Below are 17,008 nucleotides of genomic sequence, written 5' to 3'. Positions count from 1 at the left end.
GGAGTAAACTGATGTCAAAAAAAGCCCCAAATAAATATTTTGCCCCAATCATCATCGCGGGTATTACGGTTGGATTTTTTGTGAGTGCTTATAAATTTGTCTTTGCAAAACCAAAGATCAGTGAGACAACGCAGACCAATGCTGAAAGAATACCGACTGCGGCAACTGAGGGACGTGATGCGGTTGAATCTGATGAAAAATAATACAAAAGTCTATAGTGTTGAATGAACTTTAATTTGGTATGTTTGATGCATGTGGAATATGGATATTTCATAAATTAGAAATACTTACATGCCTATACTTTTGTGATAGCTGCATGGACATTTCACGATTTATTTTTATAAATTGCAGTTTAAAAAGGAAAAAACAGATGATGCAAATATTAAAAAAAACTTTGATGACGAAACGTTCAGTGATCCAGCCGAGCCATGTCCATATTGCCATTGCGAAAATGGACTTAGCACTTGCCCGTCAGCAGAAGCAAAAGCAGTGCGTATTGCTACGCACGGACTATTTGGAATAATTTATAGCTTAAGCACATGGCTTAGACATATTCTGATGCGGCATGCGCAGATGACCATGCCCACTGGAAGTTAAAGCCGCCCAAATGTCCTGTGACATCCAGTATTTCACCGACAAAGTACAAGCCTTTTTGCTTTTTACTTTCCATCGTTTTCGAGGATACTTCAGTGGTGTCTACGCCACCTAAAGTCACCTCAGCAGTACGGTAGCCTTCGGTTCCTGATGGTTTGACTTCAAATGCATGTAAGCGCGTGGCAATGTGCTCCAGTTTTTCATCCGACAGTTGACCAATCGCTGTTTCAGCTAGTTCAGGCCAAATGAGGTTTTGCAGTTCAACCACCACACTTTTTGGAAAATGTTCACCCAGTAAAGTACGCAGCAGAGCTTTGGGCTGACTGTGCTTTTTGGCTTTTAAGTAGTCGTGCAAATCCACACTTGGCAAGAAGTCAATTTTGAAGCTTTGTCCTACATCCCAATAATTCGACAGCTGTAGCGAGCTTGGCCCACTGAGCCCACGATGGGTAAATAAAAGGGCTTCGGTGAAAGCGTTTAAGTCATTCGATAAAGTCGCATCGACCGCGTTGCCACTAAGGCGGGTTGTGACTTCTTTAAAGCTGTCTGAAAAGGTAAAAGGCACCAAACCTGCGCGAGTTGGATATACATGGTGGCCAAATTGTTTGGCAATTTCATAACCAATGCCAGAACCACCTAAAGTTGGAATGGATAAACCACCTGATGCAACCACGACAGATTCAGCCTCAAAATAACCCAGTGTCGTGGCAATTTGAAAACCCTGCTCATCGAGTGCGGTGATGGCTTTTACTTCACAGTTGGTTTTAATGTCGACCAAACCTGTTTTTTCACACTCGCTCAATAGCATGGCTAAAATTTCTTTGGCACCTTTTAGGGTGAAAAGCTGACCGTGTTTACGCTCTTCATATTCAATGCCGTACTCACATACTAGGCCAATAAAGTCCCAATTGGTATAGCGAGTGAGGGCTGAAATCACAAAGTGTGGATTATGTGAAATAAAGTTGCTTGGCTCGACATAGAGGTTGGTAAAGTTACATTTACCCCCACCTGACATGAGAATTTTTTTGCCGACTTTATTGGCTTTTTCAACCACTAGCACTTTACGTCCGCGTTGAGCTGCCATATAGGCTGTCATTAAGCCAGATGCACCTGCACCTAAAACTAAGACATCATATTGATTTGCGGACATGACACACTCACGGGAGAATAAAGCAGGGCATTATAGACCATCTTTTTTGCTTTTTCAGGACTATCTAAAGTGTGGCTAAACGAGCTTGTAGCCCACCTGAATGAATCACCAAAATACGATGATCTTTGGGGAATGTACCTTGTTGAATTAAATCGGTTAAGCCCAACAGCATTTTACCTGTGTAAATTTGTTCCAGTGGAATGTCATATTGCTGCTCAAAGGTACGGATAAATTGTAAGAGCTCGGGAGTAGTTTTGGCATAACCACCACAGCAATATTGATCGGTAATTTGCCAATTCCGTTTTTCAGTCAGTTGCTCTAGTTCTCGACTTAAAAAATCACCTTTGAGCGCGGAGAAACCCAAAAGGTGTTGCTGTGAATGACTGGCTTCAATCAGACCCGCAATGGTGCCACCTGTGCCCACGGCACAACAAATCAGGTCATAATTTTCTCGATCCGTATCAGAGAGAATTTCTGAGCAGCCTTGAATGGCAAGGGGATTGGTTCCTCCTTCGGGAATCATATAATAATCAGGATAATCTTGTTGTAACTGTGCTAAGTATGTTGGGCTTTGCTTTTGCCGATAGGCTTCTCGCGTCACAAACTGCAACTGCATGCCGAATTGCTGTGCTGTATTTAAGGTTGTATTTAAAGGTTTACTGGCCAGCTCTTCACCTCGAATAATGCCCAGACTCTCAAAACCAAATAACTGTGCTGCATAAGCCGTTGCGGCAATATGATTGGAATAGGCACCGCCAAAAGTCAGCAGTTTTTTATAGCCTTGTTGCCGTGCCGCCAACAGATTGTATTTGAGTTTAAAAAATTTATTGCCTGAAATATATGGATGGACCAAGTCTAAACGTTTGATGCTGATATTGATCCCGTCAATACTGATGTACTGATAGGGAATGGACTGTGCAATCTGTTCAAACATAGGACTTTAATCAATCAGGTTGAGTGCTTAGTGTAAGTGAAAAGTCGCGGTTTCTGCACAGAATTAACGCTGTGCAGATTGCGTATCGACCGAACTAATTACGGACATGCCTGGACGTAGGTTTTCAATTCCTGTCTGATTCGGATCAATTGCAATCCGTACCGCAATGCGTTGTACCACTTTGGTAAAGTTGCCTGTTGCATTATCAGCTTTAAGTACACTGAACTCTGAACCCGCCGCTGGGGAAATTTGCTCGACATGACCTGTAAATTTCTGATGATTGAGGGCATCCACCGTGAACCATGCTTTTTGCCCAATTTTCATGTTGGCAATTTGAGTTTCTTTAAAGTTTGCGGTGACCCAAGTCTGCTGTGGAATCAGATAGAGCAACTGTGTGCCTGCTGCCACATATTGTCCCACGCGTGGGTTCACTTCACCCAGTTGTCCATCCATCGGGGCGATAATACTGCTGTAATTTTTGGTTGTTTTGGCTTGATCCAGTTGGGCCGCGGCATTGGTCACTTGTGCTTTGAGTCCTGTTTCAGCCACTTGCGCGGTTTTGAGCGCTTCTTTCGCCACCAATACATTGGCCTGTGCTTGTTGCAGTAAAGCTAAATTATTTTGGGTATCGGCAAAGGCTTTGTCTTGTTCCGATTTAGACGCCGCACCAGAGTCGCCCAACTGTTGATAGCGCTGCTGTTGTGCCAATGACAGTTGGTAGGCTGCTCGAGCTTGTTCGACCTTGGCTTCTGCCGCTACAATATCGGCTTTACGCTGTGCAATATTTTGGTTTTGATTAGACAGAGCATTCTGCGCTTGATCCACCCCAGCTTCTGCTTGTGTGACTTTTTGGTCATAAGTCGTGGCATCAATATGCATCAACACCTGTCCTTTTTTGACGTGATCAAAATCACTGACCAACACATCTTTGACATAACCATTAATTTGCGAAGAAAGCACCGTGGTTTTGCCTTTGACATAGCTGTTGTCAGTGGACTCAACAGCACTGTCAAATGGCCCAATTTTCCATGCCCATAAAATGATGCCAATACCGATGATGAGTATTAAAAACATCAAAATCAGCGTACGTTTCGCTGTTGGAATCAATTTACTCGAAGGCGGCGTAATCGGTGTCGTTGTTGCCTCAGGCTGAGAGGAATTTTCAGAAGTTGCAGTTGTTTCAGCGGGAGCTATTGGTTTTTGATCTTCAGACATAACAATTTCTCAATAAATAGGGAGCAGTGGCATTAGGCAGGACCGACTTTCGCTTGTTGTCGCAGTTGATATTGATTCCGTGCAATTAGGAATGTCCCCCACAACAACAGCAGCATGGCAACGATGCCATTGAAACTAATCACATCGTTATAGGCACGTACTTGAGCCTCTCGAGTCACCACTTGATTGAGATTTTTTAAGGCTTGTTGTTGCTCTAACTGCTGATCGAGTGTGTAAGTATGCGAACTTTGTTGATACGCTAAAAGGCGCTGTGCAATCAATGGATTGGTTTCGGGTAGCTGTTGAATCATCTCAGCACGATAGTTTTGTGTTCGGACTTGTTGATAGGTGGAGTAAAACGATGAACCGACTAAGCCACCAAATGTTTGAGTCGCTGAAAATAAAACAATGAATGTGACAATATGAGTAGGGCCTTTTTGCATGGCGCTTAAGATACCCGTGATCAAGAGTGGGCCAATAAACACACCACTGGCAAAGCCGACCAAAAACTGACTGCCGTAGAAGTTGGAAGGGCGAATATCACTGGTAAGGTGAAAATCTAGTCCGCAAGCAATCAACACCAAAGCTTCTGCTAATAGTAGGTGCCAAATAATCCGTTCACGTGAAAAAGTAATCGCACTAAATAAGGTACCAGACACGATGCCGAAAAAGATCACCACATAGAGCGGCACAAATTGATCGGGGCCCATGCCCATAGTTTTGAGAAAACTCACGGCAGCATAACTTTGCTCCGACATTAAGAAGCGAATTGCAAAAGCACCGATGATAAAACGAAGCGTGGATGATGCCCCCAGCCAACGCGTCATAATCAATGGATTGACCCGATAATGCTCATAGACCAAGCCAATCACAATCAGGCTAAACCCTGCAATGAGCAAATAGGCCAACCACTTCACTTCAAGCCACCACAAAATAGGCCCTTGGGTCAGCACAATACACAAAAAGGCAAAACCGGGCGCAAGCAGGGCAAAGGTGAAGAAGTCTTGCTTTTCAAAAACAGCAATTCTTAGGCTGCGGGGCAACTTCAGCGACACCACCATTGCAAAACAACAGAGCGCTAAACCAATTTCAAAGGTGTATAGGACATTCCAGTTATTGACGTCAATGAGATACGGGGAAATGATCCATGCCAAGGGAATTCCAAGCTGTTGAAAGCCTAAAGCCAAATAGATACTGCGACCAAAATCCTCCCGTTTAAAGGCCTGCATAATGTAATACATGCCTAAAGAGCTGAGCGGTGCTGCAACCATTCCGCTAATGAAACGCACCAGTACAGCCATTTCAAAGGTATGCACAAAGACGTGTAAAACCAAAACCACAATAAAAAGCAGTAAGCCAATTTCAGAAAATAGACGCAGACCGTATTGTTGGCGGGCTTTAAACAGAATCAGGTTCGCACTGACATTGGCCATCACATAAGCCGCAGGAATCCATGCCACCTCAGAGGGTGTTAGTCCATATTCACCCTGAATTAAGGGTAAATTTGCGGTAATAAAACCGTTACTGAGACTTGCAGATAGTGCGACAAACAAACCAATAAAAAAATATATGAAGCGCTTAGGTGTTGAGTGCGCAATCACGGCAGGAGAGCCAGGCAGGGTTGGTTTTTCTTCAGCAGTCCAGTTTGGTGCAGGTTCGAGTAAACGCGATGGCTGTGTCATGAATGGTGACCTTTATGCCCGAATACCATTAAGTAACAACTCAATGGCGCGTTGCGCAAGTTGTTGCTGCTCTATATCGGTCAGTCCCTGAAATGAAGTCCTTAAAATAGCCGTAATCATGGCGTAATCTTGGGTGGTCAAATCGGGGCGACAAACGCCGTATCGAATGGCTTGATCAATTAAAGGTTGTAAAATCGCATCGCGGCGTGCGTAGATATCAACCATGACGGGATCATTACGCTCAATCACTCGCCAATACTCCATCAGTGCAGTTAAATACGGCAAGTTATAGACATGGTTTTCAATTAAACGAATAAAACCATCGTCATACTGAGAAAATGCTTCTGCACGAACTGCGAGACGTTCTAAAGCTTGCTCCATGAGAGCAATCACCAAGGCACGACGGTCATCAAAATTGCGATAAAACGTCGCCCGTCCGACATTGGCTGCATCAATCACCTGTTGTAAGGGGGCATTGATCCCGTGTGTACGAAAAACCTGAACTGCGGCTTCCAGCAATTCCTCACGGTTTTGTGCAGCACGCTGTTGCCTACTGGTCATGGTGATTATTTCATTTGATTTGGGGGTGCTATTATTTAACGGACAAAAGTGTCCGTTGTAAATATTCAATCCTGTAAGATTTTGTAAATCAGGTTGTCCTTTTCTAATTTAATCTAATTTCGATAAGAAATAGGCGACTCGAAAACGTCATCTGCAACCTGCATGGTGTAAATAAGATAATGTTTTATTCGCTATATTTTAATAAATCCAAGAAATGAACAGGTTTTGCAGATGACAATGGTTTCGCCTACTTTTGTCGAAACAAAAGTAGGGCGAGCCGCAGGCTGATGAAGAAATTGAAAAAAACAAGATAAGACTCCGCCAAGATAGTTTTTTCAATACGTCGGATAAATATTTAAATCGAATTTTGGTTAATTTAAATCATTTATATTATTGTTTTATATATGAATAGTTGATATTTATTTTATAAAGAAAATTCGCAGAGAACCATCATTTAGATGGATAAGAGTTGTAACAAAGTCGATAGGATTGGAAAAATAAAAGTGCTATGCTGAAAGCACAATAATGATAAATGAGGGGATATGATGAAAACCTTATCTACCCTAGTATTGGTTTTATTGCTCACCCAACTGACCGCGTGTGATGCAAAAAAGGATTTGAATCAGCCTAGAACTGAGGCTCGTACCATGATTATTGGTGGTGTTCCTGTGCATGATCGTGACTATAAACTTCCATCACAAGAAATGGCTTTTAATCAGAAAAAGCCTCCACAGGCTGATGCCTACTAATAGGTAAAAATAGGGAGGCATATTGTCAGTACATGGTGGTGCAAGGTGCGATGTGCAGTATAAAAGATGCATTGTGCTACGCCAGATTTGTGAAAATGTGAAGTAGACGTCTTACTTCCTGCAAACGTTTGTTGAATTAAAGCCTTACAAACGTATAAAAGGCCTTGCACTCGCCCAATATGCCCAAACTGTTGTGGCTAAATTTGGCTAGATCAGTTCGATTTGCCAATTTGAAGCCTGAATCTCTAAGTTATTTTGCCTGAGTTGCTGGCTAATTGCATCGGCTTGTTTTTGCAAGTCTGCAACCGTAATGGTTTTAACCCAGCGAATTTCACTCGAACTATAACGACCATTTTCACGTCGTGAGCTGTCGATGGCCTGTTGAATAATACGATGCTGTTGTGTGAGCAAATCACGTGTGTTTAAAACACTGAGCATGGATTGACCCGTGCTGGTTTTAGCTTGAGCATTGGTCGCATGAATTTTTTCAATCAGATGATGTAATTCTGTATTCACACTAAAGGCCTCACCCATCAGCGCATTCGGATCTTCACTCAGTTCATCGCCTTCTTGGATTAGCACATTATTGTTGATGCGTTGTTGTAAAGAGGCGAGTTTGGTTTGTAAGTCACTACGCAATAAAAGTGCTTCTGCTAGTTTCATAGATTTATTTTTAAAGTTTTAGATGAGCCTTATGCTGCATCTGTGCAATCAAAGCTGCAAGTGAGTTTTGTAATTTTTATGAAATCTAAAATCATGAGAAAACGATAGAAAAGCACTTAGTCAGTTTCGGAGTGTTATTTAAAACGTGGAGATGTTTTTCCTATGTTGATTAGTCAATTTATTTACTAATAAGGTATAAAGTTTTATCTAATTTTTCTTTTTATCCAATTTAAAATTAGGTGCGTACACGGCCTCAACTTTCAATAAAGTATAAAAGGTGTTTGTGTAGGCAATACCCTTACTTTTGATAGGCCAAAAGTAAGCAAAAGCCTTTGTTATCCATACATAACATCCCTATTATGATGGATAACGTGTGGCATCCCTGCCACACTCGCGTATCCAAACGTTGCTTAAATTAAACTATGTAATAGTAGCGACATAAAGGTGCTCTTATCGCTATATATTAAAAGCCTAGTGGAACACGGTTTCCAAAGCTTTCAAACCGACTTTTGGATCAAGCAGACCGTTGTAAATTTCAGGGATTTCACGTTCGACCCCAAAGAATTCATAAATGGCAAGCATCGCCCCACGAACTGAATATTCCACAGTAAAGACCACGTCATCTTCAATTTCCACAAACTGTCCGAGAAAGGCAAAGTTTTGTGAGCCTTGTGGAATTACCTGTGGACGATCCCCCGGTTTACGGCAGGCGAATAGGGCAGAGGCGTATGGCATCATGGCAGTGGTTACATTGGTGGTTGCCAAAACATGATCTAAAATGTCGTCAAAACCGAGCTGTTTAATCAGTTCTGTTAGGATTTCTTGCCCTGTGGCTTCGGACATTGGTTTTTTGATGTAATCGCCTATATGGTCAATTTGGAAACCGTAGCCCCATAAGGTATATAAACCTTCAGGTAAGTCAGCAAAGTGTGGCTGTGCAGGAACCACAATGGATAAATGCCAACCTGACTCATACCAAGTCATCAGTGCGCCAGTGCCTGGTTCATTTCCCGTATAGTCAATAATACGTTTAAGCAACACGTCATCTTTCATAGTTAGCGTGAAAGACTCCCACTTATGTTCATCGACATTGCCATAAAAAGTCATTGGACGGCCAAAGTCTGGGGCTTTTTGTGCCAAAGTTTCCCAAAGTGTCCAGCCATGGTCTTCTCGATTACGAACGAGGGCAGGCACGTCATGATTACCGCCATAACGCGAATCTGCGGTAATGGAACCTAAAGTGAAAATAGCTAAATCATTGGCTTTTAGATTAATTTGCTCTGAGCCTTCAGGCAGTTGTACATATAGGCGCGAAGCATGGCGTTCTTGGGTTTCAGCATTGGTAATGAAGTCCGCATCTGTGACATAGTGACCAAAACGTACATCTACACCTTGTGCGACTAGCCAACGCTGTAAGGGCAGGATCATTGAATCATATTGGTTGTACTTGGTCCGTTTCACACCCGCTAAGGTATGAATGCGTGGCAATTCTTGAATAAAACGCAAGAAATAGCGTCTTAACTCTGCTGCACTGTGCCATTTTTGAAAAGCGAAAGTCGTGCGCCACATGCGCCAGAAATTGGTTTCAAAAAAGGTTTCATCAAAAAACTCATCAATGCGGCGACTGCCAATTTTTTCTTCTTTTGAAGCCAATAGGCGCAGCATCTGCGCACGATGTAGTGTATTCAGACCAAGCTTTGCCGCATCCGCAATGACATGTTCGGCATCAATCAAACGTGCATTGGCGTGGGTTTTCACTTTTTCATTAAACTCCCGACATTCTTCACGCACAGAAATGTCTGGGTTTTCCAAAGATGGAATACTGGAAAATAAGTCCCATAGGCACAAATAAGTTTCATCGGTCAGCATCCGCCCACCACGTGTTACCCAAGCTTGCGCGGCATGCGGTGTATGTCCGCCATCCATCGAGCCACCTGAAATATCGAGTTCTTCTAAAATATGGATATTTTTGGCAGGGACTTTGGCATCACGGATTGCAAATGCAGCAGCAGCCATACCTGCGATACCACCACCAATGATCCAAAGATGGGACTGTTGTGCGTCTAATGGGGTGCGCTTCTTATTTTGCATGGTTCACCTTTAATTATGATGTTAAAAATTATGAAGTTAAAAAATGTGGTTTTTAGAAATAAAACCTTATAAATAGTAAGTCTTTTTATATATGAAAAATGTATGAAAATGGAAGTAATTAACCCATTATATTTTGTAATCAAAAATAAGCATATGATGGCTATTTTTAATACACATTTGTCTTTTTATTAAAATTTAATATGATCTAAATATCTGATTTTGAATTTTATTGTTGAGCAATTGCTCTATTATTGTTTTCACTATGCCCTATGCCAAATTTCCTTAAAATAGGCTTTTTTATTTATCATTAAAAAATATAATGGACGTACACGCTGCGGCTTGATCACGATATAAATGTGAAAAATAACTGATAAAGTGAATATCGTAAAAACTTTGTTTAGCGTAAAATCGCAGCTGATAAATTCTCTCAATTTAGAGGTCACTCTTGGAATCATTTTGGATTTTGGGCTCGATTGCCTTTGCATTAATGTTAGGCGCAATGAGCCCTGGACCGACGTCGATTTATGTAGCAAAAAATTCGATTGCGATTTCTCGAAAGCATGGCCTCTTTACCGCACTGGGGACCGGAACAGGCGCAGCTGTTTTTGGTCTGTTGGCTGTACTTGGTTTACAAGCCTTTTTGTTGGCAGTGCCGTCAGCGTATTTGGCCTTAAAAATTTGTGGTGGGATCTATTTGCTTTGGCTCGCATTTAAAATTATTAAACATGCCAAAGAGCCAATCGAGGCAGATCATTCTAGTTCAAAAGCAATGACTTTACGCCGTGCCTTTATGACTGGTTTAATTACTCAGCTCTCCAACCCTAAAATTGCGATTGTTCTAGCCAGTATTTTTACTGCACTTTTACCCAAAGAAATCCCAACCTATTACTATTTTGTACTGCCTATTCTATGTTTCTTTATTGATGCGGGTTGGTGTTCGTTGGTTGCAGTGGCATTGTCTGCTGAAAAGCCGCGCCGCGTGTATTTGAAGTTTAAAGCAGTATTTGACCGCGCAGCTGGGGCGGTGATGACGGTGTTGGGTTTAAAACTGATTTTTGGAATGAAGTGATCGGTCTGACAACAACAAAACTGGATTTTGTATAGGTAACTAAAAGCTAAATGGTTATAATCCCTTTGATTTTTTAATGATTCTTAAATTAAAGATTTGAGGGATAAATTTTGAATAAATCTATATTTTTGGCCGTTTTGAGTGGCTTAGCACTATCTGCATGTTCAACAACAGAAACGTCAAAAACAATTCAAGCACCGCAAGTAACAGCGGCAGTGGCGACAGTTAAATACGCTGGCGCTAAAACGCCTGTATCTGTAGGAAAATTTGACAACCGCTCAAGCTACATGCGTGGCATTTTCTCAGACAATGTTGACCGTTTAGGTGGTCAAGCAAAAACTATTTTAGAAACGCATTTACAGCAATCGGGCTATTTCTCTGTCCTAAACCGTGACAACCTTGCTGAATTACAACAAGAAGCAGGTTTTACTAAATCCTCTCAAGCCATCAAAGGCGCACGTTATGTATTAACGGGCGACGTGTCTGAATTTGGCCGTAAAGAAGTCGGTGATCACCAGCTATTTGGCATATTGGGCCGTGGTAAAACCCAAATTGCTTATGCCAAAGTGAACTTAAATATTGTCGATGTAAAAACAGCAGAAATTGTTCACTCTGTGCAAGGCGCAGGCGAGTATGCACTCAGTGAACGCGAAATCTTAGGTTTTGGCTCTACCGCTTCTTATGACTCAACTTTAAACGGTAAAGTTCTAGATTTGGCTGTACGCGAAGCGGTTAATAATTTGGTGTCGGATATTCAAACCAATAAGTGGTCTGCGCAGTAACTGGTTTGAATCAATGAAAAAAATCGTATTGGTTTTAGGTGCGATCTGCACCATGACTTTGGTGGGCTGTGTTTCAGCGCCAAAATCGTTATACAGCTGGGGTGAATACCCGCAGCAAACCTATTTGATGTTGAGTCTGCCAGAAAAGACTTCTCCACAAGAACAGATTGGCAAACTTGAAAAAGATATTGAAAAAGCCAAAGCCAAAAATGCAGCAGTGCCTCCGGGCTTGTATGCACATTTGGGTTTATTGAATTTAAATATCAATAACGGGCCACGTGCCGTTCAGTATTTTGAACTTGAACGCCAAACCTACCCAGAGTCGACAGTATTAATGGATCGTCTTTTGAAAAAAATGACGGCTCAGTCTGCGGCAGGGAGTGTGAAGTGAAACATTTCAAAAAACTATGTGTACTTGGCCTTGTTGTGACACTCTTCACAGGTTGTGCTACGACACCAAAAAGCAATCGTGACTTATCTGCATATCATGCCAATATGCCAAAATCTATTTTGGTGTTGCCGCCTGTGAATGAGTCACCCGATACACGCGCAACCTATGGGTATTGGTCTACCGTGACTTTACCTGTAGCAGAAGCGGGCTATTATGTGTTCCCCATTTCTGTGGTCGATACGCTATTTAAAGAAAACGGCGTAACCAATGGCTATGATGCGCAGCAAATTCCAATTCAGAAACTCAATGAAATTTTTGGAGCGGATGCTGCACTGTATGTCAAAGTCAAAGAATATGGTTCTAAATATCAGGTGATCCAATCGACCTCGACCGTCGCGGTAGAGGCGAAATTGGTTGATTTAAAAACCGGAGCATTATTATGGGAAGGTCAGGAAAAAATCCAACAAGCCAATAATAATAGCAACGCGGGTCTGGTCGGGATGTTGGTGGGTGCCTTGATTGACCAAATTTCGAATCACTTATCGGACAAAGCCTATGTACTGTCTAACAGTGTAAGTACGCAGTTGTATGCTCCGCAGTTGATGCAGCAAAAAGGGTTGTTATATGGACCTCGCTCTCCGCATTTTGTACAAAATTCGATGAGTCCACAGCAGTAAAAAAATCCCCTCAAATGAGGGGATTTTTATGATTTAACAAACTTCTATTTGGTTTGAAGTGACTTTTAACTCTCAGTCAAAAGAAGAGAGGATTTTCGTATAAATTAATCCTTAAAATGCACAGGAATCCATTGATAGCTTTTCCCATCTGCTGAATAGATATGTCCAATAGCAGGGAATGGTAAGTGTGGTGCTGCAATGGTTTGTCCGCCTTTTGCATATTCCGAAAATTGCTTTAAGCGAGTTTGCACCGCTTTTTTTGGGTCGATGTCATAATCGATTGCGGTTTCCGGCTTGTCGAATTGCACGGTATGTGAGTGCACAATGTCACCAATAAAGACCACCGTTTCGTCTTTGGTTTTCAGTTCATAGCTAAAATGTCCGGGTGTATGCCCCGCGGTATTAATCACTTTAAAGCCTTGAACTTGATCGACCAACTGATACGTTTTGAAGCGTTGTTTGGCTTGATAGGGCGCAATAGCTTGTTTAATTTTTTCAACAGTTCCTAAGTAACCTGCTTGTTTTTCTTTCGGGAGTTTGTCGACTTGTTTCGGGTTTAGCCAATAGTTCGCTTCATCACTGGAAACGTACACTGTTGCATTGGGAAAGTTTGCCACGCCATTTTGGCTAATACCACACACATGGTCTGGGTGTAGATGCGTCAGTAAGATGGTATCGACTTGCTCTGGTTGATAGCCTGACGCTTTTAAGTTGCTTAACACTGAACCCAAATGTGCGCCAAAACAGCTCGCAGCGCCGCTATCTACCAAAACTAGTGAATGACCTGTATTCACGAGGAAGGCATTGACTGAGGTTTGTACGCCTTTGGCTTGGTCGGCAGCGTATTTCTTTAAAATTTCATGCACTTCTTTTTCTGGAGTGTTTTGAAATAGTTTGGGTGACATGAAATTGGTGCCATCGAGCAGGGCTGTAATTTGTACATCACCCGCTTGGTATTGGTAATAGCCTGAAACTTGTTTTTGTTGCGAGATTGGGGCGGGCGGGGAAAGGGCGAAGGCTGAAACACTGCTGATACTAGAGATAATTAAAGTGGAAGCAAGTAATTTATTCATTTATAAAGTTTCACAAAATTTGTTGAATTGTCTATTTTTTAGCATGTGGGGTGATTTTTTCATCTAATTTTTGCGGGTGGAAATAAATATAAAGCATACGATGCCAAATTAATATCTTCAGATAAGATGAGCATTTATTGATACTATTGTGGATGCCTAAGATAGTCGGTTGTTATTGTGTTTTAAGACTAAATAATACTTTGAAGTTGGTGGAACGAGAGAGATACCAAACAAAAATGAGCGCAATTTCAGAAATTCGGAGTTACAAACTTCTAATTTTTTAGATGATATTTTTTATAACTTGTTTAAATTTATTAAAAATATGAATAACATAGAATAATTGAGTACTATCGAGTATAAGGACTAGAATTGTGAGCTTGGTGTGGTAATTCAACTGATGACTCTAGCTCACCTCTTTTTGAAATATATTGTTTATCCGTAATTCGGGTTAATTACAATCAAAACAGAATTAATGAAATGAATAGTGACATGATACCTATTTTAGCAGTTTTGATTACAGCAACTTCAACTTTAGTAGCAGTTTTTATTACTAATTATTTTAATATGAAATCTTTAGAAAAAAATCTGAAATTTCAATTACAATTAAAAAATAATGAGGTTAGATTGAATAAGTTGGAAAATGTCTATGAATTATTTGAAAAATGGAATACATATTTTGCTATAAATTATTTAAACTATTTGCACTTTCATAATAAAAAAATTACGCAATCTGATTTGTTTGAATTAATAAGAGATCCGAAGGTGTATAACTCAGGTGACTTTCAAAAACTTATTACTTTATTGAATATATATTTTCCCGAACTAAATGATGAATATGAAAGAGTTAACAAAGCAAGAAGTGAGGTAGTGAAATATATGAACGTGGACAAAGAAATTAATGTTAAAAATTTTGTCAAAGTACAGGAAAGCTTTGAGAACGTAGCTATGAACTTTAAAAAAGAGATTTCTGAATTAGCAAAAAATATGAAAAATGAATAATATATGAGAAGATTTTTTGATGATATTACGGCTTAAATTCTATTAGTTAAAAACTTAGTTTATATGATTTTAAAAAGCCCTACTCAAAATAGCAGGGCTTTTTATAAATTTCTAAACCTTAAGACACTTTATCACCGGCTTTAGCACCAGATTCAGGTGAAATCACCCAAACACCTTCGCCACTCCCTGCTGCAAGTACCATACCGTTTGAAATACCAAAACGCATTTTACGTGGTGCAAGATTAGCCACCATCACCACCAATTTACCTTTAAGGTCTTCTGGTTGGTAAAACTCACGAATACCACTGAATACATTGCGCGGTTCAGCTTCACCAACATTTAAAGTCAGTTGCAGAAGTTTGTCTGAACCTTCAACCGTTGCAGCTTCTAAAACTTCAGCGACTCGTAGTTCAACTTTCATAAAGTCGTCAATGCCAATTACATTGTTTTCAGAAACAGCTTCACCGACTTTAGGTTCAGCTTTCTTTTCGGCCTTCTTCTCTTTTTTCTTTTCCACTTTTACAGGTTCAGCCGCAGCCGCTAAAGAGTCTTTAGAAGCATCGACCATTGCCGCAACCGCTTTCGGGTCTACACGTTGCATTAAAGGTTGGAACAATGCAATTTCATGATCGACCAATGCTGTTTGAGCAGAAGCAAAGTCAAAGCGGTCTAGTTTTAAGAACTCTTGCACTTGAGCTGCTAAAGTAGGAAGTACAGGTGCTAAGTAAACTGCAAGTTGACGGAACAGGTTAATTCCTACCGAACAAACATCGTGTACTTGTTGCTCTTCGCCTTCAACTTTCGCTATAGCCCAAGGTTTTTTCTCATCGATATATTGGTTGGCTTTATCTGCAAGCGCCATAATTTCACGAATCGCAGCAGAGAACTCACGTGCTTCATAGGCTTTCGCAATTGAGTCGCCTGCATCAATAAAGCTTTGTACCAATTCAGGTTCTGCACAAGTTGCCGATAATTTATTATCAAACTTGGTGTTGATAAATTTTGCACAACGGCTGGCAATGTTGACCACTTTACCAACCAAATCTGAGTTTACCTTTTGAACGAAATCATCCAAGTTCAAATCAGAGTCTTCAACTTTATCTGACAGTTTAGACGCGAAGTAGTAGCGTAAGTACTCAGGGTTTAAGTGCTCTAAATAGGTTTCAGCTTTGATGAATGTCCCGCGAGACTTCGACATCTTCTGACCATTTACAGTCAAGAAACCGTTGACGAATAAACCTGATGGCGTACGGTAGTTTGCACCTTCAAGCATTGCAGGCCAGAACAGCGCGTGGAAGTAAACGATGTCTTTACCAATGAAGTGATAGACTTCTTTGTCAGAGTCTTTCTTCCAAAAGTCGTCAAAACTTAAATCAGGACGTTTAGCTTTGATATAGTTTTCAAAACTCGACATATAACCAATCGGCGCATCGACCCAAACGTAGAAATATTTATTCGGCGCATCTGGAATTTCAAAACCGAAATACGGCGCATCACGTGAAATATCCCAGTCTGATAAACCTGCTTCAAACCATTCATCGAGTTTGTTGGCAATTGAAACTGGTAGGCGACCTTGGTCACGCGTCCATTTTTGTAAATATTCTGAGAAATTCGGCAGTTTAAAGAAGTAGTGATCTGAAGATTTTTCTACAGGCGTCGCACCACTTAAAGTTGATTTTGGGTTTAAAAGCTCAGTCGCATTGTATGTTGTACCGCAGACTTCACACGCGTCGCCATATTGATCTTCCGACTTACATTTCGGGCACGCACCTTTAATGAAACGATCCGATAAGAACATGCCTTTTTCAGGGTCAAAAAGCTGGTTGACAGGACGGATGGCAATATTGCCTGCTTCGCGGTTTTTCACATAAATTTCAGAAGCACGAGAGCGGTTTTCATCACTATGGGTTGAATCATAATGGTCGAAATGCACACCGAAACCGTCAAAATCACGGATGTGTTCTTTTTGCACATTGGCAATTTGATCTTCAGGTGAAATACCATTGGCTTCGGCACGTAGCATGATAGCTGTACCGTGAGCATCATCTGCACATACATAAGTCACATCGTGTCCCATTGCACGCATGGCACGAACCCAAATATCTGCTTGGATATAACCGAGTAAGTGTCCCATATGGATGGGGCCATTGGCGTATGGTAGGGCGTTAGTGACTAAAATATTACGCACGGATATGACTCTCTCATTCGTATTTTATATAAGGTCAACGATTTTACCTTAGATAGCCGCGACTTGCACAAGTGAATCGGTGAAAAGTTTTCAAATGAGACTAAAGCCCATATGAATTGATCACTAGATTGAGCATCCATCGCTAATTTGAGCAAAATACTAAAAAAATCATGGGAAATGTATGGTCTAA

The 17,008-nt window shown here is 41.1% G+C and carries 17 protein-coding genes; 8 read left to right on the top strand and 9 right to left on the bottom strand.

Going from position 1 to position 17,008, the window contains the following annotated elements; genetic code table 11:
* Positions 1-11: 11 nt before the first annotated feature.
* Together KVY11_RS03330 and KVY11_RS03325 are read left to right on the top strand one after the other, a co-directional pair.
* On the top strand, positions 12-203 hold the full coding sequence (locus KVY11_RS03330; RefSeq protein WP_218288093.1) for a hypothetical protein: 192 nt from the start codon (positions 12-14) through the stop codon (positions 201-203).
* A 167-nt stretch (positions 204-370) separates the two neighbouring features.
* Positions 371-523, top strand: coding sequence for a hypothetical protein (locus tag KVY11_RS03325; protein WP_004981224.1), 153 nt, complete (start codon positions 371-373; stop codon positions 521-523).
* A gap of 21 nt (positions 524-544) precedes the next feature.
* Here the strand turns inward: KVY11_RS03325 and KVY11_RS03320 are convergent, their stop codons facing one another.
* The 5 genes from KVY11_RS03320 to KVY11_RS03300 form a co-directional block, all read right to left on the bottom strand.
* Complete coding sequence (locus KVY11_RS03320; protein ID WP_218288092.1) at positions 545-1,744, bottom strand: NAD(P)/FAD-dependent oxidoreductase; 1,200 nt, start codon at positions 1,742-1,744, stop codon at positions 545-547.
* Positions 1,745-1,808: 64 nt separating this feature from the next.
* Entirely contained in the window at positions 1,809-2,678 is an 870-nt protein-coding gene (locus KVY11_RS03315) for a 1-aminocyclopropane-1-carboxylate deaminase/D-cysteine desulfhydrase (RefSeq protein WP_218288091.1), read from the bottom strand.
* 63 nt (positions 2,679-2,741) lie between these two features.
* Positions 2,742-3,893, bottom strand: coding sequence for an HlyD family secretion protein (locus KVY11_RS03310; protein WP_218288090.1), 1,152 nt, complete (start codon positions 3,891-3,893; stop codon positions 2,742-2,744).
* A gap of 32 nt (positions 3,894-3,925) precedes the next feature.
* Positions 3,926-5,575, bottom strand: a complete 1,650-nt coding sequence (locus tag KVY11_RS03305) for an MFS transporter (RefSeq protein WP_218288089.1) — start codon at positions 5,573-5,575, stop codon at positions 3,926-3,928.
* 12 nt (positions 5,576-5,587) lie between these two features.
* Positions 5,588-6,136 (bottom strand): TetR/AcrR family transcriptional regulator, encoded by a 549-nt coding sequence (locus KVY11_RS03300; RefSeq protein ID WP_218288088.1) that lies wholly within the window; start codon positions 6,134-6,136, stop codon positions 5,588-5,590.
* A gap of 545 nt (positions 6,137-6,681) precedes the next feature.
* Between KVY11_RS03300 and KVY11_RS03295 the strand changes: the two genes are divergently transcribed.
* Positions 6,682-6,885, top strand: a complete 204-nt coding sequence (locus tag KVY11_RS03295; protein WP_218288206.1) for an NF038215 family lipoprotein — start codon at positions 6,682-6,684, stop codon at positions 6,883-6,885.
* Between the two features lie 207 nt (positions 6,886-7,092).
* Here KVY11_RS03295 and KVY11_RS03290 read toward each other — a convergent pair whose 3' ends face one another.
* Both KVY11_RS03290 and KVY11_RS03285 read right to left on the bottom strand, forming a co-directional pair.
* Positions 7,093-7,548, bottom strand: coding sequence for a DIP1984 family protein (locus tag KVY11_RS03290; RefSeq protein WP_086208533.1), 456 nt, complete (start codon positions 7,546-7,548; stop codon positions 7,093-7,095).
* 471 nt (positions 7,549-8,019) lie between these two features.
* The gene (locus tag KVY11_RS03285; protein ID WP_218288087.1) at positions 8,020-9,639 is read right to left on the bottom strand and encodes an oleate hydratase; all 1,620 of its coding nucleotides are present in this window, start codon (positions 9,637-9,639) and stop codon (positions 8,020-8,022) included.
* A gap of 445 nt (positions 9,640-10,084) precedes the next feature.
* Here KVY11_RS03285 and KVY11_RS03280 point away from each other — a divergent pair, with 445 nt between their 5' ends.
* The 4 genes from KVY11_RS03280 to KVY11_RS03265 all read left to right on the top strand — a co-directional run bounded on the left by KVY11_RS03280 (position 10,085) and on the right by KVY11_RS03265 (position 12,558).
* Positions 10,085-10,708 (top strand): LysE family translocator, encoded by a 624-nt coding sequence (locus KVY11_RS03280; protein ID WP_005399945.1) that lies wholly within the window; start codon positions 10,085-10,087, stop codon positions 10,706-10,708.
* Positions 10,709-10,818: 110 nt separating this feature from the next.
* Positions 10,819-11,490: a CsgG/HfaB family protein gene (locus KVY11_RS03275; RefSeq protein WP_218288086.1), complete on the top strand. Its 672-nt coding sequence runs from the start codon at positions 10,819-10,821 to the stop codon at positions 11,488-11,490.
* Positions 11,491-11,503: 13 nt separating this feature from the next.
* On the top strand, positions 11,504-11,881 hold the full coding sequence (locus KVY11_RS03270; protein ID WP_078388388.1) for a DUF4810 domain-containing protein: 378 nt from the start codon (positions 11,504-11,506) through the stop codon (positions 11,879-11,881).
* Positions 11,878-12,558 carry a GNA1162 family protein gene (locus tag KVY11_RS03265; RefSeq protein WP_218288085.1) on the top strand — a complete coding sequence of 227 codons (681 nt, stop codon included), beginning with the start codon at positions 11,878-11,880 and terminating at the stop codon, positions 12,556-12,558. The genes KVY11_RS03270 and KVY11_RS03265 overlap by 4 nt, the downstream gene beginning before the upstream one ends.
* Before the next feature lie 104 nt (positions 12,559-12,662).
* On the opposite strand, the gene KVY11_RS03260 is transcribed toward KVY11_RS03265, so the two are convergent.
* Positions 12,663-13,631 (bottom strand): MBL fold metallo-hydrolase, encoded by a 969-nt coding sequence (locus KVY11_RS03260; RefSeq protein WP_218288084.1) that lies wholly within the window; start codon positions 13,629-13,631, stop codon positions 12,663-12,665.
* 477 nt (positions 13,632-14,108) lie between these two features.
* Here KVY11_RS03260 and KVY11_RS03255 point away from each other — a divergent pair, with 477 nt between their 5' ends.
* Complete coding sequence (locus KVY11_RS03255; protein WP_218288083.1) at positions 14,109-14,630, top strand: hypothetical protein; 522 nt, start codon at positions 14,109-14,111, stop codon at positions 14,628-14,630.
* A gap of 118 nt (positions 14,631-14,748) precedes the next feature.
* Here the strand turns inward: KVY11_RS03255 and metG are convergent, their stop codons facing one another.
* On the bottom strand, positions 14,749-16,818 hold the full coding sequence (gene metG, locus KVY11_RS03250) for a methionine--tRNA ligase (protein WP_218288082.1): 2,070 nt from the start codon (positions 16,816-16,818) through the stop codon (positions 14,749-14,751).
* Positions 16,819-17,008 lie beyond the last annotated feature (190 nt).

Origin of the sequence: Acinetobacter sp. CWB-G5 (genome assembly GCF_019209785.1) — a bacterium.
Taxonomy (GTDB): domain Bacteria; phylum Pseudomonadota; class Gammaproteobacteria; order Pseudomonadales; family Moraxellaceae; genus Acinetobacter; species Acinetobacter johnsonii.
Note: the sequence above shows the minus strand (reverse complement) of the source record. Positions and strands in the feature narration are given on the sequence as shown.